The organism is Pseudalkalibacillus decolorationis (genome assembly GCF_024609785.1).
Taxonomy (GTDB): domain Bacteria; phylum Bacillota; class Bacilli; order Bacillales; family Fictibacillaceae; genus Pseudalkalibacillus; species Pseudalkalibacillus decolorationis.
This window is the reverse complement of record NZ_JANHJQ010000014.1, coordinates 43147-61702: the sequence shown is the minus strand read 5'-3', so window position 1 is coordinate 61702 and position 18556 is coordinate 43147. Positions and strand designations below refer to the sequence as shown.

General features: G+C 38.8%; 19 protein-coding genes. All 19 read left to right on the top strand.

Annotated features, from left to right (window positions below; translation table 11 throughout):
- Positions 1–20 precede the first annotated feature (20 nt).
- Entirely contained in the window at positions 21–1226 is a 1206-nt protein-coding gene (gene rhmD, locus NON16_RS14545) for an L-rhamnonate dehydratase (RefSeq protein ID WP_257350088.1), read from the top strand.
- Between the two features lie 303 nt (positions 1227–1529).
- Complete coding sequence (locus NON16_RS14540) at positions 1530–2477, top strand: U32 family peptidase (RefSeq protein ID WP_257350086.1); 948 nt, start codon at positions 1530–1532, stop codon at positions 2475–2477.
- A gap of 65 nt (positions 2478–2542) precedes the next feature.
- Positions 2543–4018 carry an alpha-ketoglutaric semialdehyde dehydrogenase GucD gene (gucD, locus tag NON16_RS14535; protein ID WP_257350084.1) on the top strand — a complete coding sequence of 492 codons (1476 nt, stop codon included), beginning with the start codon at positions 2543–2545 and terminating at the stop codon, positions 4016–4018.
- 55 nt (positions 4019–4073) lie between these two features.
- Positions 4074–5084, top strand: coding sequence for a Bug family tripartite tricarboxylate transporter substrate binding protein (locus tag NON16_RS14530; protein ID WP_257350082.1), 1011 nt, complete (start codon positions 4074–4076; stop codon positions 5082–5084).
- A gap of 57 nt (positions 5085–5141) precedes the next feature.
- Entirely contained in the window at positions 5142–5561 is a 420-nt protein-coding gene (locus NON16_RS14525) for a tripartite tricarboxylate transporter TctB family protein (RefSeq protein ID WP_257350079.1), read from the top strand.
- Between the two features lie 18 nt (positions 5562–5579).
- Positions 5580–7103 carry a tripartite tricarboxylate transporter permease gene (locus NON16_RS14520; RefSeq protein ID WP_257350077.1) on the top strand — a complete coding sequence of 508 codons (1524 nt, stop codon included), beginning with the start codon at positions 5580–5582 and terminating at the stop codon, positions 7101–7103.
- An 80-nt stretch (positions 7104–7183) separates the two neighbouring features.
- On the top strand, positions 7184–8080 hold the full coding sequence (locus tag NON16_RS14515) for an AEC family transporter (protein ID WP_257350075.1): 897 nt from the start codon (positions 7184–7186) through the stop codon (positions 8078–8080).
- Between the two features lie 42 nt (positions 8081–8122).
- A complete protein-coding gene (locus tag NON16_RS14510) occupies positions 8123–9127 on the top strand; it encodes a PdxA family dehydrogenase (RefSeq protein ID WP_257350072.1) in 1005 nt (334 codons plus the stop codon).
- A gap of 762 nt (positions 9128–9889) precedes the next feature.
- Entirely contained in the window at positions 9890–10276 is a 387-nt protein-coding gene (gene flgB / locus NON16_RS14505) for a flagellar basal body rod protein FlgB (protein ID WP_257350069.1), read from the top strand.
- A gap of 4 nt (positions 10277–10280) precedes the next feature.
- Positions 10281–10721, top strand: a complete 441-nt coding sequence (flgC, locus tag NON16_RS14500; protein WP_257350067.1) for a flagellar basal body rod protein FlgC — start codon at positions 10281–10283, stop codon at positions 10719–10721.
- 19 nt (positions 10722–10740) lie between these two features.
- A complete protein-coding gene (fliE, locus tag NON16_RS14495) occupies positions 10741–11025 on the top strand; it encodes a flagellar hook-basal body complex protein FliE (RefSeq protein WP_257350065.1) in 285 nt (94 codons plus the stop codon).
- A gap of 105 nt (positions 11026–11130) precedes the next feature.
- Positions 11131–12711 (top strand): flagellar basal-body MS-ring/collar protein FliF, encoded by a 1581-nt coding sequence (gene fliF, locus NON16_RS14490; RefSeq protein WP_257350063.1) that lies wholly within the window; start codon positions 11131–11133, stop codon positions 12709–12711.
- Between the two features lie 11 nt (positions 12712–12722).
- Positions 12723–13736: a flagellar motor switch protein FliG gene (gene fliG / locus NON16_RS14485; protein WP_257350061.1), complete on the top strand. Its 1014-nt coding sequence runs from the start codon at positions 12723–12725 to the stop codon at positions 13734–13736.
- Positions 13729–14541, top strand: coding sequence for a flagellar assembly protein FliH (gene fliH, locus NON16_RS14480; protein WP_257350059.1), 813 nt, complete (start codon positions 13729–13731; stop codon positions 14539–14541). Before fliG ends, fliH begins: the two co-directional genes overlap by 8 nt.
- Positions 14507–15829 (top strand): flagellar protein export ATPase FliI, encoded by a 1323-nt coding sequence (gene fliI / locus NON16_RS14475; protein ID WP_257350058.1) that lies wholly within the window; start codon positions 14507–14509, stop codon positions 15827–15829. The genes fliH and fliI overlap by 35 nt, the downstream gene beginning before the upstream one ends.
- Positions 15829–16275: a flagellar export protein FliJ gene (gene fliJ, locus NON16_RS14470; protein ID WP_257350056.1), complete on the top strand. Its 447-nt coding sequence runs from the start codon at positions 15829–15831 to the stop codon at positions 16273–16275. The genes fliI and fliJ overlap by 1 nt, the downstream gene beginning before the upstream one ends.
- Positions 16276–16282: 7 nt before the next feature.
- Complete coding sequence (locus NON16_RS14465) at positions 16283–16855, top strand: MotE family protein (RefSeq protein ID WP_257350054.1); 573 nt, start codon at positions 16283–16285, stop codon at positions 16853–16855.
- A gap of 13 nt (positions 16856–16868) precedes the next feature.
- A complete protein-coding gene (locus NON16_RS14460; RefSeq protein ID WP_257350052.1) occupies positions 16869–18089 on the top strand; it encodes a flagellar hook-length control protein FliK in 1221 nt (406 codons plus the stop codon).
- 7 nt (positions 18090–18096) lie between these two features.
- Positions 18097–18540, top strand: a complete 444-nt coding sequence (gene flgD / locus NON16_RS14455) for a flagellar hook assembly protein FlgD (RefSeq protein ID WP_257350049.1) — start codon at positions 18097–18099, stop codon at positions 18538–18540.
- Positions 18541–18556: the final 16 nt, after the last annotated feature.

The window sequence follows — 18556 nt, the reverse complement described above, 5'->3', positions numbered from 1 at the left end:
TGATTAAAGGAGTTGGGAATATGGGTAAAATAGGACGAAAAATTGCTGCAATTCGAGCTTACGTTATAGAAGGAGGCGGTGCAGATTATCATGATCAAGATCAGGATCATTGGATTGTGCAACAAATTGCAACACCAATGAGTATCTATCCTGAATATAAGTCTACTCGTACTAGCTTTGGAATTAACGCGTTAAAAACAATCGTAGTAGAAGTAGAGGCTGATAATGGTGTAGTTGGTTTTGGAATCTCTACTGGAGGGTATCCTGCTGCTTGGTTGATTATGAACCATTTGGATCGCTTTGTTGTTGGACAACCTGTAGAAAATGTAGAGAAGATTTGGGATCAAATGTATCGAGCATCTATGTATTATGGGCGTAAAGGTTTGGTTATGAATGCAATTTCAGCAGTTGACTTGGCTTTATGGGATTTATTAGGACATCTTCGTCAAGAGCCGGTTTATTCAATGATTGGTGGTAAAGTCAGAGATGAGATTGAATTTTATGCAACTGGTCCTCGTCCAGATCTAGCAAAAGAGATGGGCTTTATCGGAGGAAAACTAACACTAACTTATGGACAAGCAGATGGAGAAGAAGGATTGCGTAAAAACTTAAAACAAGCAGAAGAAATGCGCAACCGTGTAGGCGATGATTTCTGGTTAATGTGGGATTGTTGGATGGCATTAGACCTCCCGTATGCAAAGAAGCTAATGGATAAATCCGAAGAGTTAGGGTTTAAATGGGTTGAAGAATGTTTCAATCCAGATGATTATTGGAGCTATCGTGATTTAAAGAAACGTGCTGGCAATAAAATTATGGTCACAGGTGGAGAACATGAAGCAACTCGTTACGGTTTCCGAATGTTAATGGAGTTTTGCGATTTAGATATTGTACAACCTGATGTTGGTTGGTGCGGCGGATTAACCGAGCTTATAAAGATTGGAAATTTAGCAGAAAGTTACGGAAAGCTAGTTATTCCGCATGGCAGTGGTGTTTATAGTTACCACTATGTTACTACAAAAGTAAACAGCCCGTTTACAGAATACTTAATGGTAAGTCCAGATGCGACTAGCGTTGTACCGCAATACTATCCGTTAATTAAAGATGAGCCAATGCCAGTAAACGGTAAGTTGAAAGTTAGTGATGCACCAGGATTTGGTGTAGAGCTGAATCGCGAAATTGGGTTTGTAGAAGTAAAGAAGGAAATAAAGAATGTAAGTCATGTGTAAACAAAATAATCCATAATCATGCAAGCAATCACAAAATACTTAAAGAATAGGAAAGTTATTGTTAAATGACAAAGTGTATTTAAGATTGGGTGAAATAACTGGAGGGATGAAAAAATGTAGGGTTTTATCATCCCCCTCTTTGCCATTCTGTTTCAATCATTATTATATCAGGTATCTACATTGTTCGAAATGTTTTTATACGATCAGCTATTTATTAGTTATGTTGATGATAGTAAAAGAAAAGCTAAGACTTTTATATTTTTTAAATAGATTGAATTTTGGAAATAAGGGAGTGAAAGAAAAATGAAAGCAACGAAAAATTTTCTATCTTCATTAGGCTATCCTAGTGGTGATTTATATGATTTGCCAACCTCTCATAAACGATTTCCAGACGGTGCTCAATATCGAATCGAAATACCTAGCGTAGAAGGACCTCGTGCTTTACAAGCTACTATAGAGGAAATTGATCGCTTAGGAGTGACCGTTCATCGAGTATCACAAGGAAGCGGAATTATGTTGTTAACAGATCAAGAGATTCAAGAAATGTGTCAAATTTGTAATGATAGAAATATGGAGCTAAGCCTTTTTGTTGGACCAAGAGGTACTTGGGATATTAGTGCACAACCGTTCACAACAGCTGGGCAAGTAACCGCTCTTCGACATGAGGGTGCGGATCAGCTTGTCTATGCGATAGAGGATTTGAAAAGAGGAGCAAGCTTAGGATTACGAGGAGCATTAGTTGCAGATGAGGGACTGTTATTGTTAACAAAAGAAATGAAAAAACAAGGGATACTACCAAAAAACTTCATTGTAAAAGTTTCTGTGCAAATGATGGCTTCTAATCCTGTATCCATTAAGTTAATGCAAGACTTAGGAGCTGACACCTATAATGTTCCGACGGCGTTAACACTTCCGAAGCTGGCAGCTATTCGCCAATCTACCGATCTTCCGCTTGATTTATATGTTGAAGTTCCAGATGGATTTGGTGGCTTTATTAGACATTACGAAATACCAGAGTTAATCAGAGTCTTGGCACCTGTTTACATCAAATTTGGATTGCGTAATCATCCAGATGTTTATCCGTCTGGAAAGCATTTGGAGTCTACTAATATGGACTTATGTAGGGAAAGGGTTCATAGAGCAGTATTGGGTACACAAATGATTGAACGATATTATCCAGAAGCAGTTACTTCAAAGCTCGGTGCAGAAGGTTTAGGGATTCCTGTTTCTGCTCAACCAGTAAATCAGTGATATGACGACGGAACATTAAAAAAGTTGTAAATTCTAACCAGTATGAAGAAAGGATGAATTTAAGCATGACTGTTTCGAACGTTAAATCGAATGTAACAACGTACTTAAACTATATTAATGGCGAATGGGTACCTTCTCATGCAAACGAAAAACAAGGAAGTGTGAATCCGGCAAATAAAGAAGAGGTTGTAGCTTATGTGCAAAAATCTAATGAAGAAGATGTAAATCAAGCCGCATCTGCTGCAAGGAAAGCACAAGTTCAATGGAGGAAATTATCAGGTGCTACCAGAGGGGACTATCTATTTAAAGTTGCAAACGAGCTAGAAAAAAGAATTGATAAGATTGCGAAAATAATGACAAAAGAAATGGGAAAAACACTTCCAGAAGCTAAAGGAGAGACAGCACGTGGTGTAGCCATCCTACGGTATTATGCTGGTGAAGGAATGAGAAAAGTTGGCGATGTTATTCCCTCAACAGATAATGAAGCACTAATGTTTACAACACGAGTTCCTTTAGGTGTTGTTGGGGTTATAACCCCTTGGAACTTTCCTGTAGCGATTCCGATTTGGAAAATGGCACCTGCCCTTATTTTTGGAAATACTGTTATGTTGAAACCAGCTCAAGAAACGGCGAGTACAGCAGCGGAAGTAATCAAATGCTTTGCTGAAGCTGGGCTCCCAGCAGGTGTAGTAAACATGGTAACAGGACCAGGGTCAGTGATTGGTCAAGGCATTATTAATCATCCAGACATTAGTGGAATCACATTCACCGGTTCTGACCAAGTAGGTAAGGTTGTTGGTCAAGGTGCTTTAGCTCGTGGAGCAAAGTATCAATTGGAAATGGGAGGTAAAAACCCAGTAATTGTTGCAGAAGATGCCGATCTTGATTTAGCTGTAGATGCAACAATTAGTGGCGGGCTTCGTTCTACTGGACAAAAATGTACAGCAACAAGCCGTGTTATTGTACAAAGCAGTGTGTATGAAATTTTCAAAGAAAAATTACTTTCAAAAGTAAAACAATTAAAGATAGGAGACGGACTTCGTGAAGAAACTTGGATGGGACCTTGTGCAAGTGAAAATCAGTTAAATAATGTACTTTCTTATATTCAACAAGGAAAGAAAGAAGGGGCAACTCTTCTATGTGGTGGAAATAAACACGAGGAAGAAGAATTAGAGAATGGTTTCTATGTACAGCCGACAGTATTTGAAAATGTAACAAGCAGCATGGTCATTGCTCAAGAAGAAATTTTCGGGCCGGTACTGGTGTTAATTAAAGTTGAGACTGTCGAAGAAGCATTAGACGTTGCCAATGACGTTAAGTTTGGACTGAGTGCTTCTATCTTTACAACAAATATTAATAAAATGCTATCTTTTATCCAAGAAATGGATGCTGGACTTGTTCGGATTAATGCGGAAAGTGCAGGCGTAGAACTACAAGCTCCATTCGGAGGTATGAAGCAATCAAGCTCTCATTCCCGTGAGCAAGGTCAAGCAGCAATCGAATTCTTTACCTCTATTAAAACTGTTTTTGTAAAATCATAACGGTGGTTTAAATGAAGAGTTGTACGATAGCTTATAAAAGGAGGACATGAGTTTAATGAAAAAATTTCTAAGTATCCTATTAGTAACGATTCTTTCTGTTTCTTTACTAGCGGCATGTTCAAGTAAGGGAGCTTCTAATCAAAGTGCCGATAGCTCAAAAAAAGAATTCTCCCCAAAAAGAGATATTGAAATTGTTGTGCCTTACAGTGCCGGTGGTGGAAGTGACGTGATTGCCCGGGTATTGGCAAAAGTCATTAAAGATAAAAACCTAGTAGATCAAAATGTTTTGGTTGTCAATAAACCAGGTGGTTCCGGTGCAATTGGTAATACTTATACTTATAGTAAACAAGGCGATCCTCATACACTCATGACGTGGGCTCCTGGTCAACAGGCTGGTACCATTATAAATGATGCAGAAGTTAGGTTAGAGGATCTAACTCCGATTGCTACCATGGCGTTAGATTCCTTCTTAGTTGCTGTTGCTGCGGATAGCAAATATGATAGTTTTGAAGCTTTGGTTAAAGCAGCTAAGGAAAACCCGAATCAGGTTACAGTTGGTGGATCGGGCATCGGAAATGAAGATCATTTACTTTTCCATCTAATTAATAAGCACTATGGAACGAAATTGAAATATGTAACGTTTAAAAGTGGTGGTGAGACGACTGCTGCATTGCTAGGAGGGCATGTAGATGTAGTCATTACGAATCCAAACGAAATCATGGCCCAGATCAAGGCAGGGAAAGTAAAAGCTTTGGCTACTTCTTCGGAGGAAAGGTTAGGAAAACCGCTTGATCAAGTCCCTACATTCACGGAATTAGGGCAGCCTGAAGTTCAAGTTGTCATGTTCCGCGGATTCGTTGGCCCGCCGGAAATGCCTGAGGAAGCGGTTAAATATTGGGAGGGCGTTTTAAAGAAAGTCAGTGAATCGAAAGCCTGGCAGGAAGATTACATTAATAAGTTCAACTTAGATAGCGTCTATAAAGGTTCTGAAGAAAGTGAAAAGTTTTTTAAGGATGTACTGGATCAATATTTAGAACTTCATAGAGAAATCGGAACCCTTAAATAATTCTAGTTTACCAAAAACCCTGTTGCTTAAAAATAACAGGTGATATGGAGGTGTAGGATGAGCAGAATTATTCCTTTAATAGTTGCTATAATTGGAACTTACTGTGCTTATCAAGGATGGTTTCAGTATGGTTTTTGGGTCAACAAAGGCCCAGGTGGTGGTTTCCTTCCAGTTATCATAGGTGTACTATGTGCTTTGTTATGTATATACGAAGCGATAAAGAACACGGATACGTCGGTTCGGTTTGAAAGAAAACACCTATTCCCGATCATAGCCACTATTTTGTTATTTTTTGCTATTAACATTGTTGGAATGATTGCAGCCCTTGGTTTGTTTATGATAGCTTGGCTCTTTTTTCTGGAGAAATTTACAATTTATCGATCCGCAACTCTAGGAATATGCACAACTGGTGTCATTTACATTGTATTTAAACTTTTTCTTCATGTCCCATTCCCTGTAGGCTACTTAGGAATATAACTGAAAGGAAGTGATCGTATGGAAGTTTTCCAGTTTCTTTTTGAAGGTTTTACTGTTGCTCTTTCATTTGAAAATGTTTTAGCTGCTATTGCCGGTGCACTTCTGGGTATTGTTGTGGGGGGACTTCCCGGTTTGGGTTCAGTAACAGGTGTAGCTTTACTCTTGCCTTTAACGTTCCAAATGGATCCAACCACAGGTATCATTATGCTTGCAGGTCTTTATTACGGGAGCATGTACGGAGGGTCATTTAGTTCAATTTTGGTCAATATGCCGGGTGAATCTAGTGCCATCACAACAGCCCTGGATGGGTACCCACTGACGAAAAAGGGGTTAGCTGGAAAAGCTTTATTTACATCAAATATGTCTTCTTTTATAGGCGGAACGATCGGCATTATTATTCTAACCTTTATGGGGTCATTTTTGGCTAAAATCGGTTTAGCGTTTGGCCCGCCGGAAATCGCTGCCGTTATACTATTAGCCTTATGCTCCATTGGTTGGCTGTTTGGAGAAAATCCAAGAAAAGGATTAATCACCACCTTTATCGGGATTTTAATTGCAACCATCGGTGTAGACATAACCACGGGACAACCACGATTTACGTTTGGTTCAATGAATTTTTTAGGCGGAGTTTCGTTTATTCCTTTGGTTATCGGGATGTTTGGCTTCAGTCAAATCATTGAAATGATGACTCAGAAACTGAATAAGGAAAAATTTAATAAAAAGATTACTTTAAAAGAAAGCATGTTAAATAAGAGCGAAATGAAAAGGATCATCGCTCCGTCTATTCGAACAGGTCTGCTTGGAAGTTTTGTCGGTATTTTGCCGGGTGCGGGTGCAACGACGGGGTCTATGTTTTCCTATATATTGGAGAAACGAGTAGGGAAGAATAAGGGTCAAATGGGGAAGGGGGCCATCGAGGGTGTAGCGGCAGCAGAATCCGGAAATAATTCGACGGCCGTTGGTGCTTTTGCACCCTTGCTCTCACTGGGAATCCCCGGTTCTGGAACGACGGCAGTACTATTGGGCGGATTAATCATGTGGGGATTACAACCTGGGCCGTTGATGTTTCAAAATAATCCCGATTTTGTCTGGGGGTTGATCTCCTCAATGTACATCGGGAATCTCATTAGCTTGCTTGCGTCGCTGGCGATTATTCCTTTGCTGATACATTTTATTCGTATACCGAATGCCATTTTAATTCCGATTATAACTGTACTATGTGTTTTAGGGGCATATAGCGCACGGAATAACATGTTTGATGTTTGGCTTATGTTGGCCGCTGGTGTAATTGCTTTTCTTTTAATTAGCTATCATTATCCGATCGCGCCGTTAGTGTTGGCTTTTGTTCTAACGCCAATGTTGGAGACGGCTATTCGTCAATCCTTTTCTATGAGTAACGGAGACCCGAGTATATTTGTTAGAGGTCCGATTACGATAACTTTATTATCAATGATTGTATTATTTGTCATCTCGCCAATGATCATTAATGTAGTAAAGAAGAAAAAGAGGCAGGAACAGGATAGTGATTTTCTTGCTAGTTAGGTACGAACGGTGATAACTAGTTTTTAACAAGATGATAGAATCCTAGTCCTCTGATATCAAATGATAGAAGGAATTTGAATATGAATATTTTTATTCAAGTTATTTTTCCTGCATTACTCGTCTTTTTGTCTGGATTCTTTATTCAAAAACGAAGGAATTTAGATATAAGGTCAATATCAACGATTGCTGTATATATTTTTGTTCCTTGTCTCGTTTTTCAATCTTTATATGAAACTAAATTTGATCAACAATACTTGTATATGGTCGTTTTTGATGCACTTTTAATATTAGTGACGATTCTAATAATTAAACTATACGTGAAAATGAAACATTTCAACGCGGATACAGAAAGTGCGTTTATTCTATCAACCGTATTTATGAATGCAGGAAACTTCGGGTCTCCGATTATTTTATTTGCTTACGGGGAAAAGGCATTTCATTTTGCAATTTCATTTTTCGTTTTGCAAACCATCGCCTTAAATTCAATAGGTTTGTATTATGCAGCTAGAAAAAAAGGAGATATAAAAAAGGGATTTATAAACATGTTAAAGTTGCCGGCAATATATGCGGTTATTTTAGCGCTTTTACTGAAAGAAGTGCCATTAAGATTTCCAGATAATATTTACGCTATTATTGAGCTATTAGCGTATGGAGCTATTCCAACAGTCATGGTGATTTTAGGAATGCAAATTGCAGACCTTACCATTTCGACTCTTGATTGGAAACGTATTTCTTTTGTGACGATCATACGTTTAATGTTAGCACCGATTTTAACATTTTTACTTACATTGATGTTTCCGATGGACCCGCTACTTAGAAAAGTATTAATTGTATTAACCGCAATGCCTACTGCTGTGAATGCGTCAACTTTTGCAATCGAATTTAATACAGATCCTAAATTTGTTTCAAGTGTAACGATAATTAACACGCTCATCAGTTTTTTCACGATTACTATTTTAATAGAAATACTGAGCTAATTTTACCCGATAATAGTTTTTTGATGAATAGGAGGAAAAAGAATGACTTATAAAAGAAAGCCTATAATGGGTTTACTTTATGGAGAAGCAACAGGAATTGGTTCAGAGTTAGTCGTAAAATCTCTTCATGAAGCAGAGGTGCGTGAGTCAGCAACATGGGTACTTATTGGTGATGAACGAGTGTTTCAACAAGGGGCACTGATTGCTGGGAAACCTCTACACTACAAAAAGGCAAATAATATAGAAGAGGTTAAACAAGAAAAAGCTGACGTTTGGTTACTTGATACGTCAAACACTGATCCTGCAAGTATCGAACTAGGAAAACTTTCAGTTGAATCCGGTCAAGCCACTGGCGAAACCTTAACTTTTGCCACAAAATTAGCTCAAAACAACAAATTGGATGGGGTGGTTTACGCACCTTTAAATAAAGATGCTCTTTATAAAGGTGGATTCCAATTCGAAGATGACATCCACTTGCTTGCCTCTTTGTTTGGTTATGAATCGGGATTCGGTGAAGTGAACGTAATGGAGGATCTTTGGGTTACCCGTGCTACTTCTCATATTCCTTTGAAGGAAGTGGCGAAGTACATAAACAAAGAAAGAGTATTGGAAGTTATTGAGTTCGCAAATGAAGTTGTAACGAAAGCTGGTTTGACACAACCCAAAATTGTTGTTGCTGCTCTAAATCCTCATGCTGGGGATGGCGGATTGATTGGTATGGAAGAAATTGAAGAGATCAATCCGGCAGTCCAAGCAGCACAGGAGAAAGGCATAAATGTAGAAGGTCCTTATCCAGCTGATACGATTTTTCTACGACAAAAAACAAATCCTTTTGATTGTTTAGTAGCCATGTACCACGATCAAGCTCAAACAGGTATGAAGTTAATGGGTTTTCATAAAGGAGTAACCATAAATGGGGGCTTGCCTATTGTCCTGAACACACCTGCTCACGGAACCGCTTTTGACATTGCTGGAAAAGGAATTGCTAACACCGGAGCGATGATTCATGCGATGAAGCTTGGCGTTAGAATGGTTTTGAATCAATAAAGCTTAATGAAGTGTAATTATTAGTTGTATATGGCCGATAAAGTTATTTTTTCTTCAGGAGCATCAAAACCTTTCTCATATTGTGTTTAATTCAAGGAATTCTCGCATGAAAAGCTTAAAATCGTTTCTGAGGACGTAATAGCCACGATAGTCCTTAATGTATAAGAGTCTACTTTTTTCATAGAGTAGGCTTTTTTTATGTGTGCAGCAGGACCATATGTATTCTAAAGCAATCGTAATCGACAACCCTCTTGGATTAATATTGCTTCTATACAAGTTCCGTTTTATGTAACAGTTTTCAGTCGGATAATTAGCTTAATTTTTTGCTTCTATTCTCTTAAGTTAGATATGTATAATTTAATATGTAAAATTATTGTAAATTTTACAATTCGCATTATGCATGAATTGTCATTTTTTGTGTTTTTATCTTTTCTTACCCCTCGACCAAAGTCATTGATTTCAGTCGGGATACATTATTTTCCCCCTCCTCTTTTTCTAATACTGTTTAACCTTTCCCAATGTTACTATTAGTTTCATACTATAAATAGTCTGATTTCGACACATATAGCTATTAATGTAGTACTTATGAAATAGATTTCGACAATAGTCCAAAGGACTCATAAAAAATTAGGGCTTTATATCGAAATAAATCGAAATGTTGGAAAATGCATAGACAGGAAGTTGTTATTTCTATAAAATAATTTTGAAAGCAACATAGAAAACTTTGTCACTTAAGGAAAATTTACTATAGGGAGGATAGATATGCTAACCTCTAACATTTTTCGACAACTAGAACAAGCATTAAATTACCGTACATTAAAACATGAAACGATCGCCCAAAACATTGCGAATGTTGACACACCGAATTATAAAGCGAAGGCGGTAGAGTTTCGGGGGGAATTAGACCGTTCCATTAGGGCATTTCAAACAGACCCAATGCATATTCCGTTCTCATCAGAAGCTTCAGGGAATCAAGCTTATGCAATTTGTACGAAAACGGATACATCCTATTTACATAATGGAAACAATGTTGATGTGGATAAGGAAATGAGTGAGTTGGCAGAGAATCAGCTATATTATCAGGCTTTGATTCAACGGATGAATGGGAAAATGAGTTCTATTAAAATGGTGGTAAAGGGAGGGAGATAGATAAATGGGATTGTTTAACGCAATGCACATATCAGGCTCAGCCTTGACTGCACAGCGCTTACGTATGGATGTTGCATCCTCGAATATTGCCAATGTTGATACTACTAGGGGCCGTCTTGTTAATGGTGAATGGCAACCCTACCAACGTAAGATGGTAGTCCTAGAGCCGAAAGGTAATGAGTTTAGATCATTTATTCAGAAGGCAAACGGAAGTATGCATGGAGTAAAAGCCACTCAAGTCCTCGATGATAAACAACCGTTCAAGCTTGTCTATCAACCGAACCATCCAGATGCTGATGATCAGGGATACGTACAACTACCTAATGTGGATCCATTAAAGGAAATGGTGGACCTAATGAGTTCAACTCGATCCTATGAAGCGAACGTGACTGTGATGAATGCGGCAAAGGGTATGTATATGAAAGCACTAGAAATCGGTAGGTAATAGGAGTTGAATTTCAATTATGGAACCCATACAAAATAGTTCATCAATCCCTGTAACGAAAGCTGTTACACCCAGTCAAGCGCGTAACGAACTAACCACGTCATTTAAGGACATACTGACCCAAGTGAATGAAGCACAGTTGAAATCGGATGTGGCAACAGAAAAACTAATAACTGGTCAAACTGATAATTTGCATAACGTAATGATCACTGCTGAAAAAGCAAGCATCATGTTACATACTGCTGTGGAAGTTCGAAACAAAGCTGTAGAAGCTTATCAAGAAGTTATGAGAATGCAACTATAGGTTTAATACATACATCTTTTAGACTTCATAAATAGATTCGAGAGGTTTAGAAACTTTATGACCATACATTAGAAATTTTTTAGTGGATGACAACCGGGGGATAAAATGAACGAAAAGATTATGTCTTACAAGAATCAATTTACGCAGTATTGGAAAAATCGATCAAAAAAGCAGAAAATGCGGATCGTCGGTTCATTTGTCGGATTTTTCGCCTTCATCACAATCGTAACGCTCATTTTCACACATCAAAATTTTGTTCCTTTATACTCCGGTCTCTCTCCGGAAGAAACGGGTCAAATTAAGAGCAGTCTTGAGACAAAGGGTATTAATTATGAAATTGCGAGTAATGGCACCGTGATTAATGTTCCTGATAATCAGGTAGATGGATTGAAGGTGGATCTTGCCTCAGAAGGTATACCGAAAAGTGGTGCAATTGATTACGCATTCTTTGGAGAAAATAATGGTTTTGGAATGACGGATAAAGAGTTCGGTGTTTTGGAAAGAGCAGCGATGCAAACTGAGCTTTCGAATTTAATTAATAGTATCGAAGGGATTAAGAGTTCAGAAGTAATGATTAACTTACCTAAGGAAAATGTTTGGGTAACAGATGCGAAGGATACAGCATCAGCCTCTGTTGTACTGGATTTAAAGCCCGGTTACAACTTGAAACAGGAACAAGTGAAAGCCTTGTATCACCTAGTCTCAAAAAGTGTCCCTTCTTTACCTATCGATAATATCGTCATAATGGATCAATATTTTAATTATTTTGATTTGAAAGCTTCAAGTGACACATCTACAACACTATCTACCTATGAACAACAAAGAAGTATCCAAGAAGACATCGAGAAAGATTTACAACGCGATATCCAGAGAGTACTTGGAACGATCATGGGTCCTGAAAAAGTAGTCGTTTCTGTAACGACAGATATTGATTTTACGAAAGAACAAAGAAAAGAAGATCTCGTTGAGCCGGTAGATCAGGAAAAGATGGAAGGAATCCAAATGAGTGTGGAACGGATTCGCGAAACATACACTGGAACAGGGGCACCGCCGGGTGGTGTGACTGGTACGGGGGAGACAGATATCCCAACCTATCAAGGTGAAGACGGAGGCAAAGGTGACTTTGAACGAATTGAGGAGCGTATCAATAATGAAGTGAATCGAATTCACAAGGAAATTGTTGAGTCTCCCTATGATATCCGTGATATAGGGATACAGGTTATGGTTGAACCCCCAAGTCCGGGAGAACCAAATTCTCTACCACCTGAGAGGTTAAACGATATCGAACGTGTTTTGAGCAGTGTTGTACGAACTACTATTTCCAAAGATGCTAATAATCCACTAACGGATGAAGAGATCGGACAGAAAATCGTGGTCTCGTCGCAGCCTTTTAAAGGCAAAGTGGAACTTACAGAACCGAAGCAAACGATACCAATGTGGGTTTATATTGCTGGAGGGGTCCTCCTCATTCTTATTATTATCCTAGTCTTCTTATTGTTAAGAAAAAGAAATTCACGTGAAGAAGAATTAGATGAACCGATTAAATATAACATTCCTGATGTGCCAGATATACAAACACAACAATTTTCAGAAGAATCGAATCGCAAAATACAACTTGAACGATTGGCAAAGGATCGACCTGAGGAATTTGCAAAATTATTAAGATCCTGGCTGTCAGAGGACTAGGGGGGATATCAGTGGTAAGAGGTATACGAGAACTATCAGGTCGAGAGAAGGCTGCTATATTACTGATCTCTTTGGGTCCGGATGTTGCTGCACAAATATATAAGCACCTGAGTGAAGAGGAAATGGAACGGCTGACACTAGAGATATCAAATGTTCGTAAAGTAGAGCCTACCATGAAAGAAGATATCATAGAGCAGTTTCACCAGATTGCATTAGCACAGGAGTATATTACATCGGGTGGGATTGGTTACGCGAAAACTGTACTTGAAAAAGCACTTGGATCCAATGAGGCAATGACGATAATCAACCGCTTAACCTCAACATTACAAGTACGACCATTTGATTTTGCCCGTAAAGCGGATCCGGGCCAAATCTTAAATTTTATCCAAAACGAGCATCCGCAAACGATTGCGTTAATTCTTTCCTACCTGGATTCAATACAATCTGCACAAATATTATCAGAATTACCCCAGGAAGTTCAGGCGGATGTCGCAAAAAGAATAGCAATAATGGATCGAACATCACCTGAAATCATCACGGAGGTTGAACAAATCTTAGAGAAAAAACTTTCAACCACTGTCACTCAAGATTTCACACAAGCCGGTGGCATCGAGGCAGTTGTCGAAGTGTTAAATGGTGTTGATCGTAGTACAGAACGAACGATTCTTGATGCGTTAGAGGTTCAAGATCCCGAACTTGCTGAAGAGATCAAAAAGAGAATGTTTGTGTTTGAGGACATCGTTACGCTTGATAACCGTTCTATACAACGTGTCATACGTGAAATACCTAACGAAGATCTTCTATTATCGTTAAAGGCAGCAAGTGAAGAGGTAAAAGAGATCGTTTATCAAAATATGTCGAACCGCATGGTTGAGAATTTTAAAGAAGAAATGGAATATATGGGACCTGTCCGATTACGTGATGTTGAGGAAGCTCAGACCCGTATCGTATCGATTATAAGGCGGTTAGAGGAAGCTGGGGAAGTAGTTATTGCAAGAGGTGGGGGAGACGATATCATTGTCTAAACTTATCAAGCGATTTCCAAAACAGCAAACTGCGCATTCGATTCAGATTGGTATTCAACACATCACTGGAAATGTACGCCTTTCAGGGGACAGAAACGATCATTCCAATACCTCGATGAATCTAACGAATGCTAAGAAAGAAGCTGAGAGCATCATATTTCAAGCAGAAAAACAGGCCGAATATCTTCTGTTACAAGCGAAACAACATGCAGATGACAAACATCTGGAATTGATAGAAAAGGAAAAAGAAATCGAACACCGTACCATTCAAGCCATAGAGGAAGGTAGAAAGCAAGGCTTTAGTCAAGGTTACGATGAAGGGGTCTTACAATCCAGATCAGAGTATAGTGAGGCAATTACAGAGGCAAGAACGATACTATCAAAAGCGAAATCTGAATATCATGAACGCTTGAATGAAGCTGAATCCTCTCTCATAAAGCTTAGCCTTGAAGTATCCAAGAAAATCATCGGGGACTCGTTACAAATGGATGAAATGTACCAGCGCTATGTTACGGAAGCCTTGAAGCAAATTAAAGGGGAAGAAGATGTTAAATTATTCGTCTCGCCCGATCAGTACAATAATGTCCAAAAAACAGTTAAAAAGTTGGAAAGCGTTTACAACATAGATATTATTATTTACCCAGATGAAACAATGTCAAAACAACAATGTTTGATTGAAACGAAGTATGGTCAGATCGATGCTTCAATTGATAGTCAACTGACGCAGATTAGAGAAAAATTGCTAGACGTAATAGAGGTAGGTGAAGAGGGTGGACATAACACCGATATTGAATACCCTCGATAAGCTAGACTCCTACCGACGATTAGGAAAAGTAAATCGAGTAGTCGGGTTGATGATCGAATCAAAAGGACCAAAGACATCAATTGGTGATGTTTGTTACATCCATACGGGTGATACCAATAAACAACGGATAGCAGCTGAGGTTGTTGGATTTCGAGATGAACATGTGTTGTTAATGCCAATTTCATCGATTCAGGAAATTTCTCCAGGTAGTCTCGTTGAAACCACCGGTAAGCCGTTACAGGTTAAAGCAGGCGATGCCCTAGTTGGTTCTGTGCTTGACGGGATTGGACGACCGTTAAATGGAGAAGACCTGCCAATAGGGTTAACACCACGCTTAACAGAGTCGTCACCACCAAATCCGATGCAGCGTCCACGTATCACAGAAAAGATCAGTTGTGGAGTACGTGCAATCGATAGCTTTCTGAGTGTAGGAGAAGGGCAACGGATTGGAATATTTGCAGGTAGTGGTGTTGGAAAAAGCACATTACTTGGCATGCTTGCAAGACAGTCAAGCGCTGATATAAACATCATCGCTTTGATCGGTGAGAGAGGTCGGGAAGTTAGAGAATTTATCGAGCATGACCTTGGCGAGGAAGGTTTGAAAAAGTCAATAGTAGTAGCTGCAACCTCAGATCAACCTGCCTTGTTAAGAATTAAGGGTGCGTTAACCGCAACGACATTAGCTGAACATTTTCGTGATAAAGGAAAAAGTGTCATGTTGATGATGGACTCCGTAACACGAGTGGCGATGGCGCAGCGCGAAATCGGATTAGCTGTAGGAGAACCCCCCGCTACAAAGGGGTATACTCCATCTGTATTTGCGTTACTTCCAAAGCTTCTTGAAAGATCAGGGACAAATGAATTAGGAAGTATCACTGCCTTCTATACCGTACTTGTCGATGGAGATGATATGAATGAACCGATTGCAGATACAACTCGGGGGATATTAGACGGTCATTTCGTTTTGGACCGGGCATTGGCTAACAAAGGACATTTTCCATCGATCAATATTTTGAAAAGTGTGAGCCGGATCATGACGAATATCGTAGATACTGAACACCTTGGAGCAGCCATGCGTGCAAGAGAGTTGTTAGCCGCATATGCAGAATCAGAAGACTTAATATCCATCGGGGCATATAAGCACGGTACTTCAAAGAAAGTAGATGAAGCGATTGCTTATGAACCAAAACTGATGAACTTCCTAAAGCAGTCAACGAATAATCCAGTCCACTACACCGAATCAAGAGATCAATTGATTAAACTCTTGGGTAAAGGGGAGCAGTACTAATGACATTTCAGTTTCGAATGGAGCAGATTCTTGAATTCAAACATAATCAAAAAGAAATTGTCCTAAAAGAATTTACAGAACACCAAGGTAAATTCCAGGAGCTTGGAATGAAGCTTTATGAGTTACTGAAGAAAAAGGAAACGTGTCAACAAGAACAATCTGAGCGAATTTACATAGGTGAACAAGTTCGAAATATTCAGCATTACGGGATTTATATTGATTATTTAGATAAGGAAGCAACTACCATTCAACAGCATTTACAGATTGCTAGAGAAAATATGGAAGATGCAAAAAACAGGCTCCTTGAAAAAACGATTGATGTAAAAAAATACGAAAAACTCAAAGAGAAACAATATTATCGATATCAAGAACATATAAAGCATCGAGAAGCACAATTAATGGACGAGCTGGTTGTGATCCGGTATACCAATCAAGAAATTAGGTGAAGTACGTGTGGAGAAAAAATCGAATAAAGCTTTATCAATCTTACTTATCATTGTAATACCGCTCTTGTTTACTGCATCATTGTCTGTCATTATTTTTTCCTTAATGGGTGTCAATATTTTCGATAAGGCAAAAGGATATGCGAATTCGATACCTGTTGTTTCTTCTTGGATCGGGGAGGATAACCCAGCAGACCGTACAAATAAAGTAGTGGTTAAACCGATGGAAGAGCAGATCACGTTATTGCAAAAAAAGGTAGAAGAAGCAGAGTCTGCAGTGTTAGATAAAGATACAAAACTTAAACAACAACAAAATGATATTGAACTTCTGAAAAACCAGTTGAAAGAAAAATCAGTAGAAAATAAACAGCAAAATGTTGCTCTCAATAATATCGCTGATGTATACGCTGCAATGGCTCCCAAAGATGCAGCAGCGATCTTCGAAAATATGAAACTGGGAGAAGCGGCATTAATTATAACGAATTTAGATTCTGACATTCAAGCTTCCGTTCTTGCAGAAATGGATCCTAAAAATGCAGCTGAATTAACAAAACTACTAACCAACGAAAAGCATGGTAGCTGAAGGGGGTGAAAATGTGAATAATATAGCGACAATGTCTGTGCATTCAGTACCAGTAAGCAAAACAAATGGATTACAAAAGACACAATCCATTCAAGGTTTTCAATCATTAATTACTGAGGTGTTAACTGCTGACGATACTGTGGGTGAGACGGAGCTCGTAATAGATGAGGAACGAATGGAGTGGCTTCCCCAGTTCCTCCAAGAATTCAATGAATTAACAGAAGCAGACTTGAGTTTTGAGGAGCTTGTCAAGCAGCTACAACATTTATTAACTGAAAATAATAGTGTCAAGCTTCTTCCAGAGACTATCCAAATACAACCGGTAAAGGTCCAGCATGTTCAGTCGGTCTACCAACCGAAGTTAGAGCACTCCCGAATGGTAATGAAAGAACAGCCTGCACAAATTGTTTTTGAACAAAATAATTTGAACAGTGGTCAGAAGGAGCAATTGTTACAAGATTTTCTCCGTTTTCTGATGAAGGAAGGTAAGGGGAAAGGTATGCCACAAATAACAACACTGGAACTTAAAGGCATGCTAAAGGAAGCAGAACCAAGTGTCAATCAGGCGGAGCCAAGTATTGATGGTAAAGGCAATCGGTTAACAGGTATGGTCCATAATCGTTTTCTGTTCACAATAACGAAAACCATTTCTGAACAATCAATTACAAATAATGGCCAAAACCTCCATTCGGTCATCCTGCCTAAACCTGAATCAAAAATTGTTGGTAATATGGTAATCCCTACGAATACAACGATAATGGGCAAAGTTCAGCAATATATCCTTCATGTTCCACAAGAACAAGTATCAACAAGCTCCTTTGTACAGGAATTAACAAAAATTATCAACCGAGGAAGAATGCTAACACTCCCTAATGGGCAAACGCAATTAAGTATAAAACTATTTCCTGAACAACTAGGTACCCTAGATGTACAAATATTTCAGCGTAACGGGGAAATCGCAGCCAAAATTATAGCGTCTACAGCCCAAGCCAAAGATTTAATTGAATCGAATCTTCATCAATTACGTCACTCGTTAGGTGGGCAGAACATAGCTGTCGATAAAATCGAAGTTACACATCATACACCAGAATGGGTAAACGATAAGCAAAATCGCGAGGAAAGAAACCAACCAGATTCACAGCATCAGGAACAAGGTAGGGAATCGACTAAGGATAAGCCTAAAGATGAATCCTTTGAACAGTGGTTGAAGGAAATGGAGCTTGAGGAGGTATGATCACAACATGGGAACTAAGATTGATCAAAGCTTGTTTTTGCCAGATTCAAAGCCTTTAAAGGAAACAGGTAATACAAACCTTGGAAAAGATGACTTTCTTAAACTATTAATTGCCCAACTCGGAAACCAGGACCCCTTAAACCCTATGAAAGATAGAGAATTTATTGCACAGATGGCATCATTTTCAACACTTGAACAAATGTTTAACATGAATCAAACATTAACAAATTGGGTGTCTCACCAAAATAATGGACAATTACTTCAATATAGTGAACTTATAAATAAGGAAGTTTCTTATACTCGTTCGGTAGAAACAGAGGATGGTACGACTGAAGAAGTTACAGGTGTGGGTACTGTGACAAAAATCCATTTTGAAAATGGCGAAATATCAGTTGAATTAACAGACGGCACAATCGTTATGCCGTATGAAATAAATTCAATCTCTGGTTAGTTAAATAGGAATGAGG